The sequence below is a fragment of the Xenorhabdus sp. KJ12.1 genome (assembly GCF_963876495.1).
Taxonomy (GTDB): Bacteria; Pseudomonadota; Gammaproteobacteria; order Enterobacterales; family Enterobacteriaceae; genus Xenorhabdus; species Xenorhabdus stockiae.
In genome coordinates this window covers 84,922-103,157 of record NZ_CAWNQH010000116.1, presented here as the reverse complement: position 1 = coordinate 103,157, position 18,236 = coordinate 84,922, and the positions used below count along the sequence as shown (strand labels likewise).

Genomic DNA, 18,236 nt, shown 5'->3' with positions numbered 1-18,236 from the left:
ACCTTGTTGTCATGTTATTGAGAAATACAAATCAGTAACATTCATAAATAAACACCCAAATTTAGAGAAACGTGCGCCATTTGCAATTAGGTTAATTGATTAGATTGTGTTAAGTTGCACCCTGTCACATTCTTTAACTGAAACGTTTCTTTTTCCTGAATAAATTGCGAAAGCGCACGAAAAAATAGCTACGCCCTGATACTCATCCCCGCGAATATCCTGACAGGATGATGTTTCTTGTTCACTGAACCTTCAGCATATCAGACTCAATAATCTGCATATTTTCCTTATTCAGTGACAGGATGAAGACGCCATGAAAAAGCCCCAACTTGATAAAGCCGAATTCCAGGCTGCGCTGACCCGACAGTTACAACGCTTTGGCCTTGATTTAGCACAGGGAATAACAACACATCAGTGGTGGCAAACTATCAGTGCCACTCTTTTGGAATTACTGCCTGCTTATCGCCAAAATAATCACCATCAAATTGATAATCTTCCCCTTCCTGATGGCTCAAAAGGCAAACAACGGCATGTAAACTACATATCAATGGAGTTCCTGATCGGTCGTTTAACGGGTAACAACCTGCTGAATCTTGGCTGGTATGATGATGTTCAGGCGTATTTAGCCGAATATGGTGTGGTATTAAGTGATGTGCTGGAAGAAGAAATTGATCCTGCCTTGGGTAATGGTGGTTTAGGCCGTCTGGCCGCTTGTTTTCTTGATTCAATGGCGACAATTAATCAACCGGCAATCGGCTACGGCCTTAATTATCAGTATGGGCTGTTCCGGCAATCCTTCGAACAAGGGTTACAAATTGAAACTCCGGATGACTGGGAGCGCAATACCTATCCATGGTTTTACCGCAATATACAACTAAACGTTAATGTGAGTTTCGGTGGTGAAGTGGTCACAACAACCGATGGTGGTGAAATCTGGCGACCGGCTTTTACCCTGACCGGGGAAGCGTGGGATCTGCCTGTCGTTGGTTATAATAATGGTGTTATACAGCCGCTGCGCCTGTGGCAAGCAACATATGATAATCCCTTTGATTTATCACTGTTCAATGATGGGCAGTTCCTTCATGCGGAACAGCAGGGCATAGAAGCCACCAGCCTGACCAAAGTTCTTTATCCGAATGATAACCATCAGGCTGGAAAACGCCTCCGCCTGATGCAGCAATATTTTCAGTGTGCCTGCGCTGTAGCTGATATTCTGCGTCGTCACCAGCTGGCTGGTCGGAAAATACAGGCGCTACCGCAATACGAAGTGATACAGCTCAATGATACCCACCCCACAATCGCCATTCCTGAAATGATGCGTCTGCTGATTGATGATCACCAACTAGATTGGGATACAGCATGGAGCATTACCGGGCAAACCTTCGCTTATACTAACCACACCCTATTACCGGAAGGTTTGGAACGTTGGGATGAACATCTCATCATCGAATTACTGCCGCGCCACCATCGTATTATTCAAGAAATAAACAATCGTTTTCGTCAAACGGTGGAACAAAACTGGCCGGGTAACCAACAAATATGGGAAAAACTGGCAGTCATCCATGATAATCAGGTAAGAATGGCTAATCTTTGTGTTGTAGCCTGCTTTGCGATTAACGGTGTTGCCACATTACATTCATCTTTAATTGTGACGGATCTCTTCCCTGAATATCACCAATTGTGGCCTCAAAAATTCCATAACGTTACCAATGGCGTTACACCTCGTCGCTGGTTAAGACAGTGTAATCCAGCACTCTCTTCACTGATTGATCAGACATTAGGCCATGAATGGCTCAGTGATATTACTGAACTAAAAAGACTCGAACCCTACTCTGCTGATGCTGCTTTTCGTGAGGCTTATCGCACCGTCAAACAGAACAATAAAATCCGCCTTTCCAACTACATCAATAAAACAATGGGGCTTAAGCTAGACCCTCATGCCATTTTCGATGTACAGATCAAACGGCTGCATGAGTACAAACGCCAGCATTTGAACCTGCTGCATATCCTCTCACTTTATCGACAGATTCAGGAAAATCCGGCACTGGATATTTACCCGCGTGTTTTCCTGTTTGGGGCTAAAGCAGCTCCCGGCTACTATCTGGCAAAAAATATTATTTCAGCTATCAATCACGCAGCCGCAAAAATCAACCATGATCCGATCGTACGCGATCGCATAAAAATTGCCTTTATTCCTGATTACAATGTTTCGAAAGCTGAATTGATGATCCCAGCTGCCGATGTATCAGAACAAATCTCCACAGCAGGAAAAGAAGCCTCCGGTACTGGTAACATGAAACTTGCCTTGAACGGAGCACTAACTATTGGAACTCTGGATGGTGCAAATGTCGAAATTGCCGAACAGGTTGGCAACAACAATATTTTTATCTTTGGACATACAGTAGAAGAAGCAAAAACCTTACTGAGAGAGGGCTATGACCCCCAAAATATTCTCCAACAAAATAAGCAATTACAACAAATACTGAATTCTCTCGCCAGCGGTGAGTTCAGCCATGGAGATAAACAGGCATTTGATTTAATGCTACACAGCCTGATCGATGGTGGTGACCCTTATTTAGTATTAGCTGACTTTGCTTCTTACGGTGCCGCACATCAGCAAATTGATGAACTCTACCGTAATATCCCGTCTTGGACACAACGTACGATCCTTAATACTGCCCGTATGGGAACATTCAGTTCCGACAGAACTATTCAGGATTATCAACAACGTATCTGGCAGGTTAAGCAGGTAAAATAGAAGATCATAATGGAAAACAAAAGCCTCGATGATTTAGCAACAGAAGCTGGTATTGTCACTGAATATATTAATGCCTATGGCAAACCACAGGCTATTCCTTCTCAGATAAGGCATAGGATCCTGCAAGCCATGGGGGAAAATATACCGGTCAAAAGGCCGGTTTCTGATCCATCAGTTTCAACCTTACCCACAGTGAAAGTATTAATTATTGGCCAGTCATTCACTTTTAATCTGAATACCTCTGCCCAATATCAGTGGCAAATACAGACAGAACAAGGGATAAACCTGCGTGGAAATTGCCAATATCAACTGACACTGCCAGCCTCTTTGCCTTTGGGTTATCACACGCTTAGTTTAATCCCTTCATCAAGCCCCAAAGACGCGGTACAACGCCATGTTATGCAGATCATCATCGCTCCGGAACGCTGTTACGAACCAGAATCACTGATAAAAGGAAGCAAATTGTGGGGAGCCTGCATCCAGCTTTATACCCTGCGATCCGAAACTAATTGGGGAATGGGTGATTTTGGCGATCTGAAAAAAATGTTACGGGAACTGGCACAACGCGGCGGCGCTTTTATTGGCCTAAACCCGCTACATGCGATGTATCCTGTCATGCCTGAAAACGCCAGCCCTTATAGCCCTTCATCCCGCCACTGGTTGAATATCATTTATATTGATGTCAGTCAGGTAGAAGATTTCCAATCCAGTGCCAATGCTCAAGAGTGGTGGATGATGCCGGAAACCCAGCACAGAATTCAGAGTGTTCGCCAAACAGAATGGGTTGACTATTCCAGTGTGATGGCACTGAAAATGACAGCGTTGCGTTTGGCTTATCAACAATTCAATACTCGAAATGATACCGATCCCCTATATCTCTCATTCCGTCAATTCATTAATCAAGGTGGTAAAAGCCTGTACTCTCAGGCTGTCTATGATGCTCTACATTACAAACTATACAGTGAAAGTCACACCTATTGGGGTTGGCCCATCTGGCCTGAAAAATACCGCGACCCAGATAGTGATACTGTACTGAAGTTTTGTCACTCTCACCCACAAGAAGTGGAGTTCTTTCTTTGGTTACAATGGATTGCAGACAGGCAACTGGCTGATTGTTTACGTGAAAGTAAGAACCATGCTATGCCGATTGGTATTTATCGTGATCTGGCTGTTGGCGTGGCGCAAGGTGGTTCAGAAACCTGGGGTAACCGGGAACTCTATTGTATGGAAGCATCTATTGGTGCGCCGCCTGATATCATGGGACCACTAGGGCAAAATTGGGGGCTTCCTCCAATGAATCCTCATATATTACAGGCTCAGAATTATCAGCCTTTTATTCAATTACTGCGTAGTAATATGCGGCACTGTGGAGCATTACGCATTGATCATGTTATGGCACTGCTCAGGCTTTGGTGGATCCCTCAGGGAGAAACCGCAGCTCAAGGCGTTTATGTCCATTATCCTGTTGATGATTTACTGGCGATACTGGCATTGGAAAGCCAGCGCCATTGTTGCATGGTGATAGGCGAAGATTTAGGAATAGTACCAGAAGAGATTGTTGGAAAATTACGTGACCGTGGTATCTATTCTTATAAGGTTTTTTATTTCGAGCGCGACGGGCAAGGTGAATTTAAACCACCTGAGAAATATCAGACACAGGCCATGGCAACTATCACTACCCATGATTTACCGACATTAGGTGGGTTTTGGCAAAGTGGTGATCTGAAACTGGGTGAATCAATTGGGTTATATCCTGATAAGGCATTACTCACTGAGTTATATAATGAACGCGAACATTGTAAGCAAAAGCTATTACAGAGTTTAAATCATCATGGTTATCTCTCCGAATCAGCAAATATAGCAAACACGCTTACCTCATTGCAGCCAAAAATATCTTCATCACAGATACCAACATCCGTTAATCAAGGAATACACTATTATCTCGCTAGCTGTACCAGTGCCTTGTTGGGCTTACAACCTGAGGACTGGCTGAGTATGGAAAATCCGGTCAATGTCCCGGGTACAACTATGGAATATCCTAATTGGAGACGTAAATTAACCGTCACATTGGAAGACATGTTCAAAAATACAGACATAAATAATTTATTGGAAACAATAGATAAGCACAGAAGAAGAGTGTCATAACAACAGACAAAACAGGCAAAAAATATTGAACTTCGTACCCTTTATTCAGGTACGAAGTTTTGCTTTATCTTTACTCTTTGATAAATTTCAAACAGACCGTCACCCTTTCACACCACCAGCAGTCAATCCCCCAACTAACCAACGCTGGGCAAGCAAGAAAACTACTGTAATAGGTATAGCAGAAAGTACAGCGGCGGCGGCAAAGTCACCCCAGAGGTAATTTTGTGGGTGGAGATATTGCTGCATCCCCACAGCTAATGTGTAATTATCCACATCCCTTAACAATAACGATGCAACTGGTACTTCAGTAATCGCACCAATAAAAGACAGGATAAATACCACTGCTAATATCGGTACAGAAAGCGGTAACAATATCAAACGGAAAACCTGCCACGATGTAGCACCATCCAGCATGGCCGCCTCTTCTAAAGAACGATCTAACGTTTCAAAATAGCCTTTTATCGTCCACACATGCAGCGCAATTCCTCCCAGATAGGCAAAAATCACACCACCGTGGGTATTCAGACCGAGAAAAGGGATATATTCCCCCAAACGATCAAACAAAGCATACAAGGCCACCAATGACAAAACAGCGGGAAACATTTGAAAAATCAGCATGCCTTTCAATAAGGTGTTTTTGCCACGAAAACGCATACGAGCAAAAGCATAAGCACACGTTGTTGACAACGCAACAATGCCAGTCGCAGTAATTAATGCGACTTTTACAGAGTTCCATAACCACAGTATTACTGGGAACGGAGGAGGAGTAATGCGCCCATCAGAGGATTCAACACTGTAACCCAGCGCCAGTTTCCAGTGTTCCCAAGAAATCGACTCAGGGATCAAACTGCCCGTCGCGAAATTCCCCGGTCGTAAAGAGATAGCAATGACCATGAGTAATGGAAATAAAATCGAGGCGATAAAAATCAGCATGAATATATGCGTTGCCCATATTCGCCACCGCTGTGATCTAGATTGGACCATCGCCATGCCACTACCTCCTTAATCAATCAAATTTAATTCGTGTCGTTTTCAGATTAATGATTGCCAAAGCCCCCACCAACAAGAAGATTAACGTTGCTATCGCCGCTGCTAATCCAAAGTCCTGCCCTCCATCACCCTCAAAAGCAATACGATAGGTATAGCTGACTAATAGATCGGTATAACCCGCTGGTGTCGTTGTCCCAACATGATCCGGCCTGCCGTTGGTAAGCAATTGAATAAGAACAAAATTATTGAAGTTAAAAGCAAAACTGGCAATCATCAATGGTGTCAGAGGCTTAATTAACAAAGGAAAAGTGATATAGCGGAAATTCTGTAGCGGCCCTGCACCATCCATCGCGGAGGCTTCGTACAGATCATCAGGTATCGCTTTCAGCAGCCCCATACAAAGGATCATCATGTAGGGATACCCCAGCCATGTATTAACAATAATCAACATGGTCCTGGCCAGAGTCGGGTCAGTAAACCAATCCGGTTTCAAACCAAACAGCCCATTGAGCAGTAGATTCACCTCACCAAAACTCTGGTTAAATAATCCTTTAAAAATCAGGATAGAAATAAAGGAAGGTACAGCATACGGTAAGATAAGTAATACACGATAAATAGCTCTGCCTTTAAGAGCGTCCCACTGCACAATGCAAGCCAGAATCATGCCCAGTGCCACAGTCAATATTACCGTCAACAGAGAAAAGAGCACCGTCCAGACAAAAATGGAGAGAAAAGGTTTTTGAATCCCTTCATCCTGAATAACCCGCAGGAAATTTTTCCAACCAATGGAAACCGTAAACCCCGGACTCAACGTCTCATTACCCCATTCCCCTTTTGCATCAATGGATTGGTAAAAACCCGTCTCCATATTCGGGCGATATTTGACACCTGTCTGATTATTAATGAGGGTGTGTCCATCTTTCTCCAGAGCATAAAGGGAATGTATACCGGAAAACTGCCGTAAAGAACTCATGCGCAATCTACTGTTATCCGGCAGAAGTACTGTTATTTGCCCTAATGCCTGCCGGTTCTGCGTAATGGTACGCAACGTGGCAGCGTCATGATTAAAGGGGGTTACCTGTTCATATAATGGTAGAATGATTTTTTCTTTATCAGATAAAGAAAAAGGCTCAGATACCAATACATTCGAACTATCAGCGACATTTAATACCAAAATCCACTGTTGATCCTGGGGGTAAAGTTTGAAATTAAATGACTGGCCTGTTTGATATTGTCTACTCATCAATACAGCCTGAGCCCGCTCAAGGGTAAGTTGGTTGGTACTGCTATAGTTTGTAAAAGCAATCGTAATGGTACAAACAAGCGGGAACAGAACAAACAATAACATCGCAGCAATACCCGGGTAGGTATAACGCCAGGCATAAGACTTACTATTAGCGAAAACATAAACACCACTACCCAGTAATACCAGTATCAGAATCGCAAACAGGTATTCCCCTTGTGCGTACATCAACACAATCAAATAACCGGTAAAAAACAGGCTCAGCCCCACCGCAAACCATTTCAGGACAGAACGTGGCCACCATACATTTTTGTTCAACCTTGCTGACATTATGCACTTCCTGTTACTAGAAATTTATTACCTGCGAGCCTATTCCCACGAACCTGTTTTACTGAGATTCAATGAGAAAATCTTTCCTCCGATAAATAAAAAGCCTCCTTCAAAAGAAGAAGACTAATGCACGTTTATTTTACAATTCGAGCCTCTGCATCATTGAGAGCCGCATCTACAGGTTGTCGGCTGCTGATTGCATTAAGTACTGCACTACGCATGGCGTACCAAAAACTACTCATTTGTGAAATATTCGGCATGATTTCACCTTTCTTGGCATTGTTCATCGTGGCAGCAATGCGTGGATCTTTGGCAAGAATATCCTGATAAGACTTCAACGCTACCGCACCCAGCGGCTTATCTTTATCCATCATTGCTAAGCCATCATTAGTCAGCAGGTAGTTTTCCAAAAACTCCTTGGCCAGCTCTTTATTGGGGCTGGCTGCGTTAATTCCTGCGCTTAAAATGCCAACAAAAGGTTTAGAAGGTTGGCCTTTAAAAGTCGGCAGCAGAGTAACACCGTAATTAATTTTACTTTTGTCGATGTTCCCCCATGACCAAGGACCATTAATAGTCATTGCTGTCGTACCTTTATTAAAGGCAGCTTCAGCAATGGAATAATCGGTATCAGCACTAAGGTGTTTGTTTTTTACCAGACTGACTAAAAATTCCAGACCGGCTTTAGAACCAGTATGATTTACCCCGCTATCTTTAATATCGTAGGTATCCCCCTGCCTCTTAAAAGCATATCCACCATCAGCAGCAATCAGGGGCCAGACGAAATAAGGCTCCTGAAGATTGAACATGATCGCATTTTTCCCCTGCTTTTTTAGCTCGTTATCTAACATAGGAATTTCTTCCCATGTTAAGGGTGGTGACTTAACTAAGTCTTTATTGTAAATAAGAGAAAGAGCTTCAACCGCAATAGGGTAGCCAATCAATTTGCCTTCATAACGAACTGCATCCCAGGTAAAGGGAAATAGTTTGTCCATAAAATTCTTATCAGGCGTAACCTCCGCCAGTAATCCCGACTGTGCGTAGCCCCCAAAGCGGTCATGTGCCCAGAAAATGATATCCGGACCATCTCCCACCGCCGCAATCTGAGGATATTTTTCTTCCAGTTTATCAGGATGTTCAACACTGACTGAAATTCCCGTATCCTGCATAAATCTGTCACCAACCTGCGCCAGACCGTTATATCCCTTATCCCCATTGATCCAAATTACCAGCTTACCTTCTTCCAGTTTTGCGAAAGCAGGAACAGAAAGTACCCATGTAGATAAAACGGAAAGCATCAGTGCACGAGCACCTATTTTTGAGATTCTTTTTGTCATCATTCCGTCCTTTTCAGTATTTGCTGATTTAAGATGAATTTTTCACTACACCGCCAGAAAATATTTCACAGTGTGCAATTAATAGAAAGCAGACTCATCCTCCCCCTGTCTACGCCTCTCATCAAATGAGTGTGAACGTGATTACAAAAGCACTGTAAACCATGCCACCAGCCTTAAAAACGCACCAATTTCTGGAACTAAAATCACATTTTATTTCGTGAAATATCAAGGGATTTTGTAATCCTACTAATCTCATCCTCCTAATCCCTCCTCCATAAAAAACGATAAAATGGAGGATTTTTATTCCTGTTATTTTGCACACAATCCGGCCATCTACTTTTCACTACAAACCAGGATGGCAACTCCGAGGGAAACACATGTCCAGCGTCACACTTCGTAATGTATCTAAGGCTTATGGTGAAAATGTTATTTCCAGAAATATCAATCTTGAGATTGATGAAGGGGAATTTGTGGTTTTTGTTGGTCCATCGGGATGTGGAAAATCGACTTTATTAAGAATGATTGCCGGTCTGGAAGATGTTACGTCCGGTGAAATGCTGATTGCAGGCCAAGTAATAAATGATGTACCGCCCGCTAAACGTAGTATCGGCATGGTTTTTCAATCTTATGCACTTTACCCCCATTTATCCGTAGCAGATAACATGTCTTTCGGCCTGAAACTGGCAGGTATTAAAAAAAGTGAGATTCAAAAACGGGTAGAGAAAGTCGCAGAAACTCTCCAGCTAGCTCATCTATTGGATCGCCGTCCAAAAGCACTATCCGGTGGCCAGCGTCAGCGAGTGGCTATTGGCCGTACTCTGGTCGCCGAACCCAATATTTTTCTACTGGACGAACCTCTCTCCAATCTGGACGCTGCCCTGCGAGTTCAGATGCGTATCGAAATTTCACGTCTGCATAAGCGTCTACAACGCACCATGATCTACGTCACCCATGATCAAACCGAGGCCATGACATTAGCAGACAAAATCGTTGTATTGGATGCCGGCAATATTGCTCAGGTTGGTAAACCTCTCGAAATTTATCACTACCCGGCTAACCGTTTTGTAGCCAGCTTCATGGGTTCTCCAAAGATGAATTTCTTACCAGTCAAAGTCTCTGCAACCGCTGTTGATCAAGTACAGATCAGCCTGCCTAATGGGCAACATGTCTGGCTTCCGGTAGAAAGTAAGGGAGTTACCATCGGGAGTAATGTGTCTCTGGGTATCCGACCGGAACACCTTTTACCCAGCGATGTCGCTGACGTAACGCTGACAGGAACTGTACAGATAGTAGAGCAGTTAGGAAGTGAAACTCATATCCATATCCACATATCAACCATCCGTCAAAATCTCGTTTATCTCCAGCCTGATATTGTTCTTGTAGAAGAAGGGGCGACCTTCACTATCGGATTAGCCCCTCATCGTTGTCATCTGTTTCGGGAAGACGGAACAGCATGCCGGCGCCTATACAGAGAACCAGGGGTTTAAAACCTCGCTATAAAAAAATAACAGGAGAACAATTATGCGCATCTTACCTCTCTCATTACCTTTGCTTGCTGGATTATTTTCCATGCAGGCCGCTGCGGTAGACTTCCACGGTTATGCCCGTTCAGGTATCGGCTGGACAGGACGTGGCGGTGAGCAAAAATGTGCTCAAAGTACAGGGGCACAGAGTAAATACCGCCTCGGAAATGAATGTGAAACCTATGCTGAATTAAAATTGGGGCAAGCACTATGGCAACAAGAAGATAAACGCTTCTATTTCGATACTAATCTGGCCTACAGCGCGGCTCAGAAAAGCGATAATGAATCGGTCAACCCAGTATTCCGTGAAGTGAATGTACAGGGAACTAACCTGATTGACTGGTTGCCAGGTTCAACACTGTGGGCCGGTAAGCGTTTTTATCAACGTCATGATGTACATATGATCGATTTCTATTATTGGGATATTTCTGGTCCCGGAGCCGGTTTGGAAAATATTGACCTTGATTTTGGCAAACTTTCTCTCGCCGTGACACGCAATACTGAAAGTGGCGGTTCATATCACTGGGTTGATAATAAAAATCAAAATACCGAAACCTCTAATGATGTTTTTGATGCCCGGCTTGCTGATCTCCCCATCAACAGCGGTGGTGTACTCGAATTAGGTGTTGATTACGGGCGGGCTAATCCACGTAAGGGTTATCATTTGGCCAAAAACGCTTCTAAAGATGGGATAATGCTGACGGCTGAACATACCCAAAGCATGTTGGATGGGTTCAATAAACTTGTTGTTCAGTATGCGACTGACTCTATGACTTCCAATAATAATGGTCGTTCCGCGGGAGCCAGTACCGACAATAATGGTCATATGCTGCGCGTGATAAATCATGGAGCCATCAATCTGGCTGAAAAATGGGACTTAATGTACGTCGCTATGTACCAAAATATTGATCGCGACAATCGTAACGGCACCACTTGGTATACCGCCGGTATCCGCCCGATGTACAAATGGACACCAACCATGAGTACGTTAATGGAGGTTGGCTACGATAATGTCAAATCTCAGCGTACCAAAGCGATTAACGACCAGTACAAAATCACTCTGGCCCAACAATGGCAGGCAGGCGATAGCATCTGGTCCCGTCCGGCGATTCGTTTGTACACCACTTATGCTAAATGGAATGAAAAATGGGGTTATGCCAACAAAACTCCCGGTTATAACGATGGGTTAGCTTATCGTGATACAACTGAGCACCATTTCAGCCGTGGTAAGAATGATGAGTTCACGTTTGGTGCTCAATTTGAAGCCTGGTGGTGATTGTGGTTAAGGGTGAAACGATGAAAACCAAACTAATTACTCTCTTCTATTACAGTATTCTCTCCTGCATAAGCCTCCCCTTAGTAGCTTATGCCGCAGGTACTGTCTCTGAGAAGACTATGATTAACCCGGAAGTAAGCAACAACGTAGCTTATTCCATACCTGCTTCTGTTTTACAGAAGCAGGTATGGAAACCGATGAAGCTCCCAGCAATGCACACAATTGTACTCAGTCAGACTTCACCTCAGATTAACGAAGGAAATATTCAGGGAGCAATTGCCACTCTTGCTTTACCGGCCAGTCAGGGTGCCCTGAAAATCACGTTGAGCAGCCTGATAAAAGATAAGCAGGTCTATTTACCTAACGTGTTGGTATTTGATGAAAAATTTCAGCCTGTTGCACTTTATGCAAGCCATTCTTTTTCCTATCAACAACCGGGGATCTTCTCGGGGGAACGGGTTGAAAGAACATTAAAAATAACGCCAGTATCAGGGCAGAAAAATATATATTTGCTGATTTACACTACCCATGCAGACCTGCAAACATCGACAAAAATGGTTGACCCAGCCAAAGCCTATGCTCAGGGAGTAGGTAACGCGGTTCCCAATATTCCAGACCCAATAGCTCGCCATACTGATACCGGAATTTTAACGCTGAAAGTGACGTCAGAACGAACTACCGAAAACGTATTAGCTGATCATACTTTTGTAGATCCAAATCCTAATAGGGTGCCTAAATCTATTTCCGGTGAAACAGAACAGCACTTCAATGAGGCTATCAAGAAAGCGATCAAAAATGGAGATATAAATAAGGCACTGACTCTGTTAGATGAAGCTGAACGCCTTGGTTCATCAAGTGCACGAGAAACATTTATCAAAATGATAAAGAGTAAAAGATCTACCTGAACCGGTACAAATTAAAGCCACCCGTTTAGTAGGAAGAAAACGGATGGCTTTAATCATTATTACTCATCATATTTAGTCATTAAATTCTGTATTTACGATTGACTCAACCAGTACTTTACCACTACGCGTGAGTTTAATTTTGTCATCATCAAAAAATAGCAACTGACGCTCTGCCAAATCACATAATTTATTATAAATACGTTTGTTTTCTTTTATCGCATGACCAAATCTTTGCCGGTGAATATCATTGTCTACCGGCTGGCAGGTCGATAACGCCATTTTAATAGCATTCGCTTCCTGCCTTTCTGCTGACATACCCGTCACAGAAGCAACAGGCAAAATATGATTATTCACTGCTTCGCGATAACACTTGTAATCGGTGAGGTTCACCATTTCAGCGGAACGGCATTTAGAACTGCCACCCAATCCAATAGCAACTTCCGGATGTTGTTTATCCTGATCAGTAATAATGCCTTTCCACTTTTCTGGCTCTGTATCTTTGCGATAAAAATACATTGTCGGATGTTCAGAGTAATGGCTATCAAATAAATTATCGATAACATTGCGCATCTGATATTGCTCACCAAGGCTTGGAAACATATTTGTAGAAAGTTTACTGCCTTTATTGGCTCCGGTATCAATACGGTTTGTTCCAGCAGATGTTGTTTCAACTGGTGTAATTTCAATTGGCACCATTTTCTTTTGCCACAAGGCTTTTTTTTCCTCTGAGACACCGGTCCGCGTTTCCATGAAATCTTTTATATGCAGCTTCGAGCAGACAATATGAGACAACTCCAGTTCCAGCGCTTTTCTGATGTCATACTCAACATCTTCAACTCTCTGTTGTAATAAACCATAAATTAAATCTACGCTGGTCCACTCAATACCGGTTTCTCTGGCGTTTTTTATTACCTCAAAACATTCCCAGGAAGAGTGCTTCCTGCCAGAAGAATAAATAATATCATCGTTGAAAGACTGAGCACCAAAAGACAGTTTACTGAACCCTAGTTTGTGCAGAAAAGCCAGATAATGGCTGTCTAAAGTGCCCGGCTCTCCTTCGAATCTTAGTGTTGCATGACTAAAGTTAAAGTGTTCCCGATAAAACACCATTAACCGTTCCAATTCATCAAAAGGTAATAGCGATGGAGTCCCTCCGAAAATATTAAATTCACCGATTGGCACACTCGCCAGATTAGGCACTTTTTGTAACCACATTCTGGCTTCCATGATATTGAGGTCGACGACTTCCTTAAATACCTGAGATGACTCTTCTCTGTGTGTCCTGACCACAATCTTAGGAAACTGGCAAAAATGGCAAATATATCGGCAGGTAGGTATATAGGCCCAGAGATGAATGGGATATCCGGTAGAAAGTTCACTATTCAATGCTTCAAGAAAACGTTGATGCGGGTAATTTTCAATATCTCCGGGAAAAATATGACACCCGAATGGGTCACGATAAACATAAGAAAGAAGGGATTGATTACGCTTATCAGAAAGTACATCAATAATATCGGGCCGTGGATATTTTTCGTCTATCTTATTCAGTGAATACAGTGCTTGCTCTATCATCAGAAAACCCCTCCATTAGCAAAATAGTTATGGGCTGTTCCTGATTCCCTGTCCTCACAGAAGTAGTAAACATAATTAATAAATTTATCTGGCTGCTGCTTCAGAATAGCGTCGAGACAAGGCGGTAACTCCGGCGGATAACCTATACTTTGATCCACATGTTTACGCAGGCTGGCGAATATTTGCTGTCTGAATTCGAAATAAAGCCGGTAGGATGGCGTTTTATAAGCGTGTATCGGTTTAAAATCGATAATACGGGCGGTCGATTTTATTTCATGAATGCGTTCATACAGTTTCTGAGCCACCAGAGCCGTAAAAAAATCAATGATGGCGTCTTTCTGTAATAAATCAGGATTAAGCAATAAAGGTAATATAATATTTTTAGGTACATAATCTTTAATAGAATAATCCCATGCCATTTTCCCTTCTTCTGGTGTGAGATCTCCATACGGTATATTTTCATCCGGTGGTCGGATATCTTTCATGGTTATAATGCCATCAGCCCCATAAGCCTTGCCGATGATCACTTCACCCAGCAAATTATCGACCCGCCTGCTATTAATCTCAACTCTGGAGTAGTGCGCATAAGTTGGCTTACCACCATAAGCAATAACTTTAATACCGAAATCCCAGTCATCCGACAGGTGTTGCACAAACGCGCCATCATGTAATTGGTAAAAAATTTCGATGCCACCCACCTTATCGTATAAGTCCCTTTCAACAGCAAAACCTTTACCATCAGGAAACCCACCAAATAGAGAGAAAGAAAACTCACGACAAAGTAATGTCTTTCTTATCTGTTCATACAAAACAGGACGATGTAAAAACTTTTCGGGATCATAGAAATAATTACACGTCCCCAAATCAGCCTTATCCATCGTCATTTTTTTTATGAGCTGATAAATCCATTGGTTATCAACCGTACAATCTGCATCAGCAGACAGAATATAAAAACGTTGCTCCAGCTGATATTTATTATCCCGCTCTTTACTCCTCTGACTGGCAAAATCCATTCCGCATTTTCTGGCGGAAGAAACCCCCTGCTCTTTTTCTTCTATAACATACAGATTCAATAACGGATTAGCTTCTCTAAATTCTTTAATAACGTTCAGGGAGTTGTCTGTTGAATTATTATCAACTATAACAACCTCATAAGTGTCCTTATTTAATTCCCCTGATTCATCATATTGGTTAAAAAGAGAAGTTAATACAATATTCAATCTTTTCTCTTCATTAAAGACAGGTAACACAACAGAAATAACGACATCTTTTTCCATCACTTCATTCATCATATTCACCTTTTATCTGAAAAGAAAATGTCATCCAGAATACGATGAGACAATAACTCCCTTCCTAATTTGTAATTATGCTCCGCATATCTTTTCATATTTACTGGATCTTTGAGAAATGCATAAACTTCATTAATAAACTCTTTATCCGGCACTCCATCATTTTCTTTGCTGATATTCATCACTGGAGAAAGGAAACCCTTATTACCATACACCTCATCATAATATTCATAGCTGGTCGTGATATAACATTTACTTTGACAGATTGCTTCCCCGATAGGGTTCCCGTAGCTATCATAATCATATGAAGTCAAGAATGATATTAAATCTGCTGAATGTATCAGATCCTCAACTGTAAACTCGGATGTATTATGGTAAAAATCATGGCATAAGCTACCGACAAAGATAACATAATCTTCTACATCATAATTTTTCACCATATCTCTTAACTGATGATAATGACATACATCTTCATTGATATTACCCGCCACAAGTAAATATATTTTTATATCATCCTGACTGAATAGTCTGTTAAGCTCTTTGATCAGGATAATATCTCTGTCCAATCTCTTCTGTGGAATAATCCTGGTGATTCTTGATATAACCACATCATTTTTACTGATACCAAATCGATGCCTGATATTTTTCCTAGAAGTCAGGCGTTCAAAGTCATAACTATTAGGTAGGACATTGATATCTAAATCATATCCACACCATTCTAATAAATGTGATTTTGAAGTCTGGTTTAAAGTAAAGTATTTTATATACGGTGAGTCAACAGGTTTTATTGCAAATTCGTAAGGTGGTGCGCCATATTTCTCAGCGGATGTCTCACTATTCCACATCAAATCATGATCACGCCAAAAAACAAATTTATCAAGATCAAATTGTTGCCCATATTTATCGATAGCTTTATACAAGGCTTTGGTATAAACAATATTTTCTGGAATAGTTCCATTTTCTACAATGAGATAACCAATACGATTTTCCAGCCAGAATTCCAGAATTGAATCCGAAAGCGCATCAGAAACTTTTTCGACCCTTTCTTTTAAGTTTCTTAATTCACCATCTTCAATCACTTTATTATTTCTTATCATGACATCAAAAACATCAGTAAGAAAATTAATATTATAATCAGGAAGATAAAAAATATTTACAACTCTAACCAATTCTAATAACTCACCAAATAATGAGCACTCATCTTTATATTCCTTATTAAAATTTCCTTTATCAATTTTTATATCATAACCTAAATCCATGAAAATTCTTTTCTTACTGTTTTTCAAAAAACCTGCAAGTTTAATTGATTCAACAACAATTCCGGACATCGGAACACCATCAAAGGAGATTATCAATACATTACAAGAACCGTCAATATTCACTTTCACCTCCACATAATTTAATAATTAAATGGAAACAATAATATATAATATTTTGAAGTTAAACTGACAGGGTATTATTTCATGAAAACATGATCAAAAATAGCGAACTGTGATATTTCTAATAAAAATCCATTAATACAGTGAGTTCTATATACTTATTTTAATAATCGTTCTAAATATATCATTTTTTACTATTTATCTTAGAAAAAGGAATATCTCTTGGTTTATTGGCTATCATTTTCGCCATTTTTTCAATGGAATCTGTCCGCAATATATATAACCGTCTCAAGGAAAAAGGATTATCTCCCAATTTAACTTTTCCCTGCACAGTTGTAACCGCCAAATGAAAACCTGCATTTCTAGCCGCTTTCATCGCTGACATATTATAGCCGCCAAAAGGGTAGGAAAGATAAATTACATGGGGGTTAAATTGTGATAATGCCCGGCGAGAACGTTCGAAATCATACAGAATATTCCGGTATGAACGCTTGAATAATATGGGCTTCTTATTTTTACCTAATCGATGCAAGAAATGAGTATGGGATTGAAAATCAAAAACATCCTGCATAGATAACAATTCATTAAGACTCAAAAATTGTAGGTTATTGGGATTCCATTTCTGAGGATGGCGTTTGATTCGGGATGAAATGATAAAAAGTGTCGCCTTTTGTTCATTTTTTTTCAGTATTGGGTAAGCATACCGATACACTGACTTCAATCCATCATCAAAAGTCAAAGCAACGACTTTCGCCGGCAGGTTAACTACTCCTTTCAAGTACCCTTCCAGCTCATAGAGTGAAATCGTGGTATAACCAGCCTGTTTTAAGTAATCCATTTGATTACTGAAGGCGTTCAAAGATGTGGTTGTTGATGTGTGCAGAAAACGCTTATTCTCTTTCTCCTCAAGGATATGATGGTATGTCAGCACGGGTATGCCATTATCCTGTTCAGCATCCTGAGCACGAATATAACCCAGACGTCCTCCCAGATTAATTTCATACCAGATATTATGCTTAATATCCTGTACCTTATCCTGAATTGGATAACGGAGATCTGCTGCCAGTACTGCAATTGGCTTACTATCGGCTTTCAGCGTGCTGTAAACCTTCGTTGACTGAAAGGTAGCTAAACCCTGAGTGATTTTATTATTGAAGATGGGGAAAGGATCACGGGGAAATGAGGCTTTTTTTATTTCTTTTAAATGGTTTTTAGCAATGTAACCTTTCCCATTACCAAACCTAAATACGTAATAATCACTGTCTTCTCCTTCATCCTGAGCTACTTTCAGGCTCTGCCCTTTCCTGAAGATGCCAACCTGAATCACATGTTCTCCGATCAAGGCATAAATTTCGCTGTCTCTGATTACCTCCATATAACGATAGCTTTCCCCATCAGGCTGATACGCTGCGACCTGATTAGAGAAAAAGAAGAATGACAGCAAGAAAATCATGGCAGCAACATTAACGATTTGTCTCATTCTGTTTTCCAT

12 protein-coding genes are annotated in these 18,236 nt (G+C 41.5%); 5 read left to right on the top strand and 7 right to left on the bottom strand.

Going from position 1 to position 18,236, the window contains the following annotated elements; all coding sequences use genetic code 11:
- Positions 1 to 313: 313 nt before the first annotated feature.
- A complete protein-coding gene (malP, locus tag AACS92_RS19385; protein ID WP_099109261.1) occupies positions 314 to 2,758 on the top strand; it encodes a maltodextrin phosphorylase in 2,445 nt (814 codons plus the stop codon).
- Between the two features lie 9 nt (positions 2,759 to 2,767).
- Positions 2,768 to 4,903: a 4-alpha-glucanotransferase gene (malQ, locus tag AACS92_RS19380; RefSeq protein ID WP_099109260.1), complete on the top strand. Its 2,136-nt coding sequence runs from the start codon at positions 2,768 to 2,770 to the stop codon at positions 4,901 to 4,903.
- Between the two features lie 99 nt (positions 4,904 to 5,002).
- Here the strand turns inward: malQ and malG are convergent, their stop codons facing one another.
- The 3 genes from malG to malE all read right to left on the bottom strand — a co-directional run bounded on the left by malG (position 5,003) and on the right by malE (position 8,800).
- A complete protein-coding gene (gene malG, locus AACS92_RS19375; RefSeq protein ID WP_099109259.1) occupies positions 5,003 to 5,893 on the bottom strand; it encodes a maltose ABC transporter permease MalG in 891 nt (296 codons plus the stop codon).
- A 16-nt stretch (positions 5,894 to 5,909) separates the two neighbouring features.
- Positions 5,910 to 7,466, bottom strand: coding sequence for a maltose ABC transporter permease MalF (gene malF, locus AACS92_RS19370; protein ID WP_099109258.1), 1,557 nt, complete (start codon positions 7,464 to 7,466; stop codon positions 5,910 to 5,912).
- Positions 7,467 to 7,600: 134 nt separating this feature from the next.
- Complete coding sequence (gene malE, locus AACS92_RS19365) at positions 7,601 to 8,800, bottom strand: maltose/maltodextrin ABC transporter substrate-binding protein MalE (protein ID WP_099109257.1); 1,200 nt, start codon at positions 8,798 to 8,800, stop codon at positions 7,601 to 7,603.
- Between the two features lie 377 nt (positions 8,801 to 9,177).
- Between malE and malK the strand changes: the two genes are divergently transcribed.
- Genes malK through AACS92_RS19350 form a run of 3 tightly spaced genes read left to right on the top strand, consistent with a single transcriptional unit; the run spans position 9,178 to position 12,504 of the window.
- Positions 9,178 to 10,287 (top strand): maltose/maltodextrin ABC transporter ATP-binding protein MalK, encoded by a 1,110-nt coding sequence (gene malK, locus AACS92_RS19360; protein WP_099109256.1) that lies wholly within the window; start codon positions 9,178 to 9,180, stop codon positions 10,285 to 10,287.
- Between the two features lie 34 nt (positions 10,288 to 10,321).
- Entirely contained in the window at positions 10,322 to 11,599 is a 1,278-nt protein-coding gene (locus AACS92_RS19355) for a maltoporin (protein WP_099109255.1), read from the top strand.
- A 20-nt stretch (positions 11,600 to 11,619) separates the two neighbouring features.
- Positions 11,620 to 12,504, top strand: coding sequence for a MalM family protein (locus AACS92_RS19350; RefSeq protein ID WP_099109285.1), 885 nt, complete (start codon positions 11,620 to 11,622; stop codon positions 12,502 to 12,504).
- A gap of 72 nt (positions 12,505 to 12,576) precedes the next feature.
- Here AACS92_RS19350 and AACS92_RS19345 read toward each other — a convergent pair whose 3' ends face one another.
- The 4 genes from AACS92_RS19345 to AACS92_RS19330 form a co-directional block, all read right to left on the bottom strand.
- On the bottom strand, positions 12,577 to 14,076 hold the full coding sequence (locus AACS92_RS19345) for a radical SAM protein (protein WP_099109254.1): 1,500 nt from the start codon (positions 14,074 to 14,076) through the stop codon (positions 12,577 to 12,579).
- Positions 14,076 to 15,368 (bottom strand): glycosyltransferase, encoded by a 1,293-nt coding sequence (locus AACS92_RS19340; protein WP_241537912.1) that lies wholly within the window; start codon positions 15,366 to 15,368, stop codon positions 14,076 to 14,078. The genes AACS92_RS19345 and AACS92_RS19340 overlap by 1 nt, the downstream gene beginning before the upstream one ends.
- A 2-nt stretch (positions 15,369 to 15,370) precedes the next feature.
- Positions 15,371 to 16,747: a glycosyltransferase gene (locus AACS92_RS19335; RefSeq protein ID WP_099109253.1), complete on the bottom strand. Its 1,377-nt coding sequence runs from the start codon at positions 16,745 to 16,747 to the stop codon at positions 15,371 to 15,373.
- A gap of 181 nt (positions 16,748 to 16,928) precedes the next feature.
- Complete coding sequence (locus AACS92_RS19330; RefSeq protein WP_099109252.1) at positions 16,929 to 18,224, bottom strand: polysaccharide deacetylase family protein; 1,296 nt, start codon at positions 18,222 to 18,224, stop codon at positions 16,929 to 16,931.
- Between the last annotated feature and the right edge of the window lie 12 nt (positions 18,225 to 18,236).

What these genes read in the sequence shown, in the direction of transcription:
- AACS92_RS19350 (WP_099109285.1), top strand. Translation starts at nt 11,620, where the DNA reads ATGAAAACCAAACTAATTACTCTCTTCTATTACAGTATTCTCTCCTGC.
- malE (WP_099109257.1), bottom strand. Translation starts at nt 8,800, where the DNA reads ATGACAAAAAGAATCTCAAAAATAGGTGCTCGTGCACTGATGCTTTCC.
- malQ (WP_099109260.1), top strand. Translation starts at nt 2,768, where the DNA reads ATGGAAAACAAAAGCCTCGATGATTTAGCAACAGAAGCTGGTATTGTC.
- malK (WP_099109256.1), top strand. Translation starts at nt 9,178, where the DNA reads ATGTCCAGCGTCACACTTCGTAATGTATCTAAGGCTTATGGTGAAAAT.
- malF (WP_099109258.1), bottom strand. Translation starts at nt 7,466, where the DNA reads ATGTCAGCAAGGTTGAACAAAAATGTATGGTGGCCACGTTCTGTCCTG.
- malP (WP_099109261.1), top strand. Translation starts at nt 314, where the DNA reads ATGAAAAAGCCCCAACTTGATAAAGCCGAATTCCAGGCTGCGCTGACC.
- AACS92_RS19355 (WP_099109255.1), top strand. Translation starts at nt 10,322, where the DNA reads ATGCGCATCTTACCTCTCTCATTACCTTTGCTTGCTGGATTATTTTCC.
- malG (WP_099109259.1), bottom strand. Translation starts at nt 5,893, where the DNA reads ATGGCGATGGTCCAATCTAGATCACAGCGGTGGCGAATATGGGCAACG.
- AACS92_RS19345 (WP_099109254.1), bottom strand. Translation starts at nt 14,076, where the DNA reads ATGATAGAGCAAGCACTGTATTCACTGAATAAGATAGACGAAAAATAT.
- AACS92_RS19340 (WP_241537912.1), bottom strand. Translation starts at nt 15,368, where the DNA reads ATGATGAATGAAGTGATGGAAAAAGATGTCGTTATTTCTGTTGTGTTA.
- AACS92_RS19330 (WP_099109252.1), bottom strand. Translation starts at nt 18,224, where the DNA reads ATGAGACAAATCGTTAATGTTGCTGCCATGATTTTCTTGCTGTCATTC.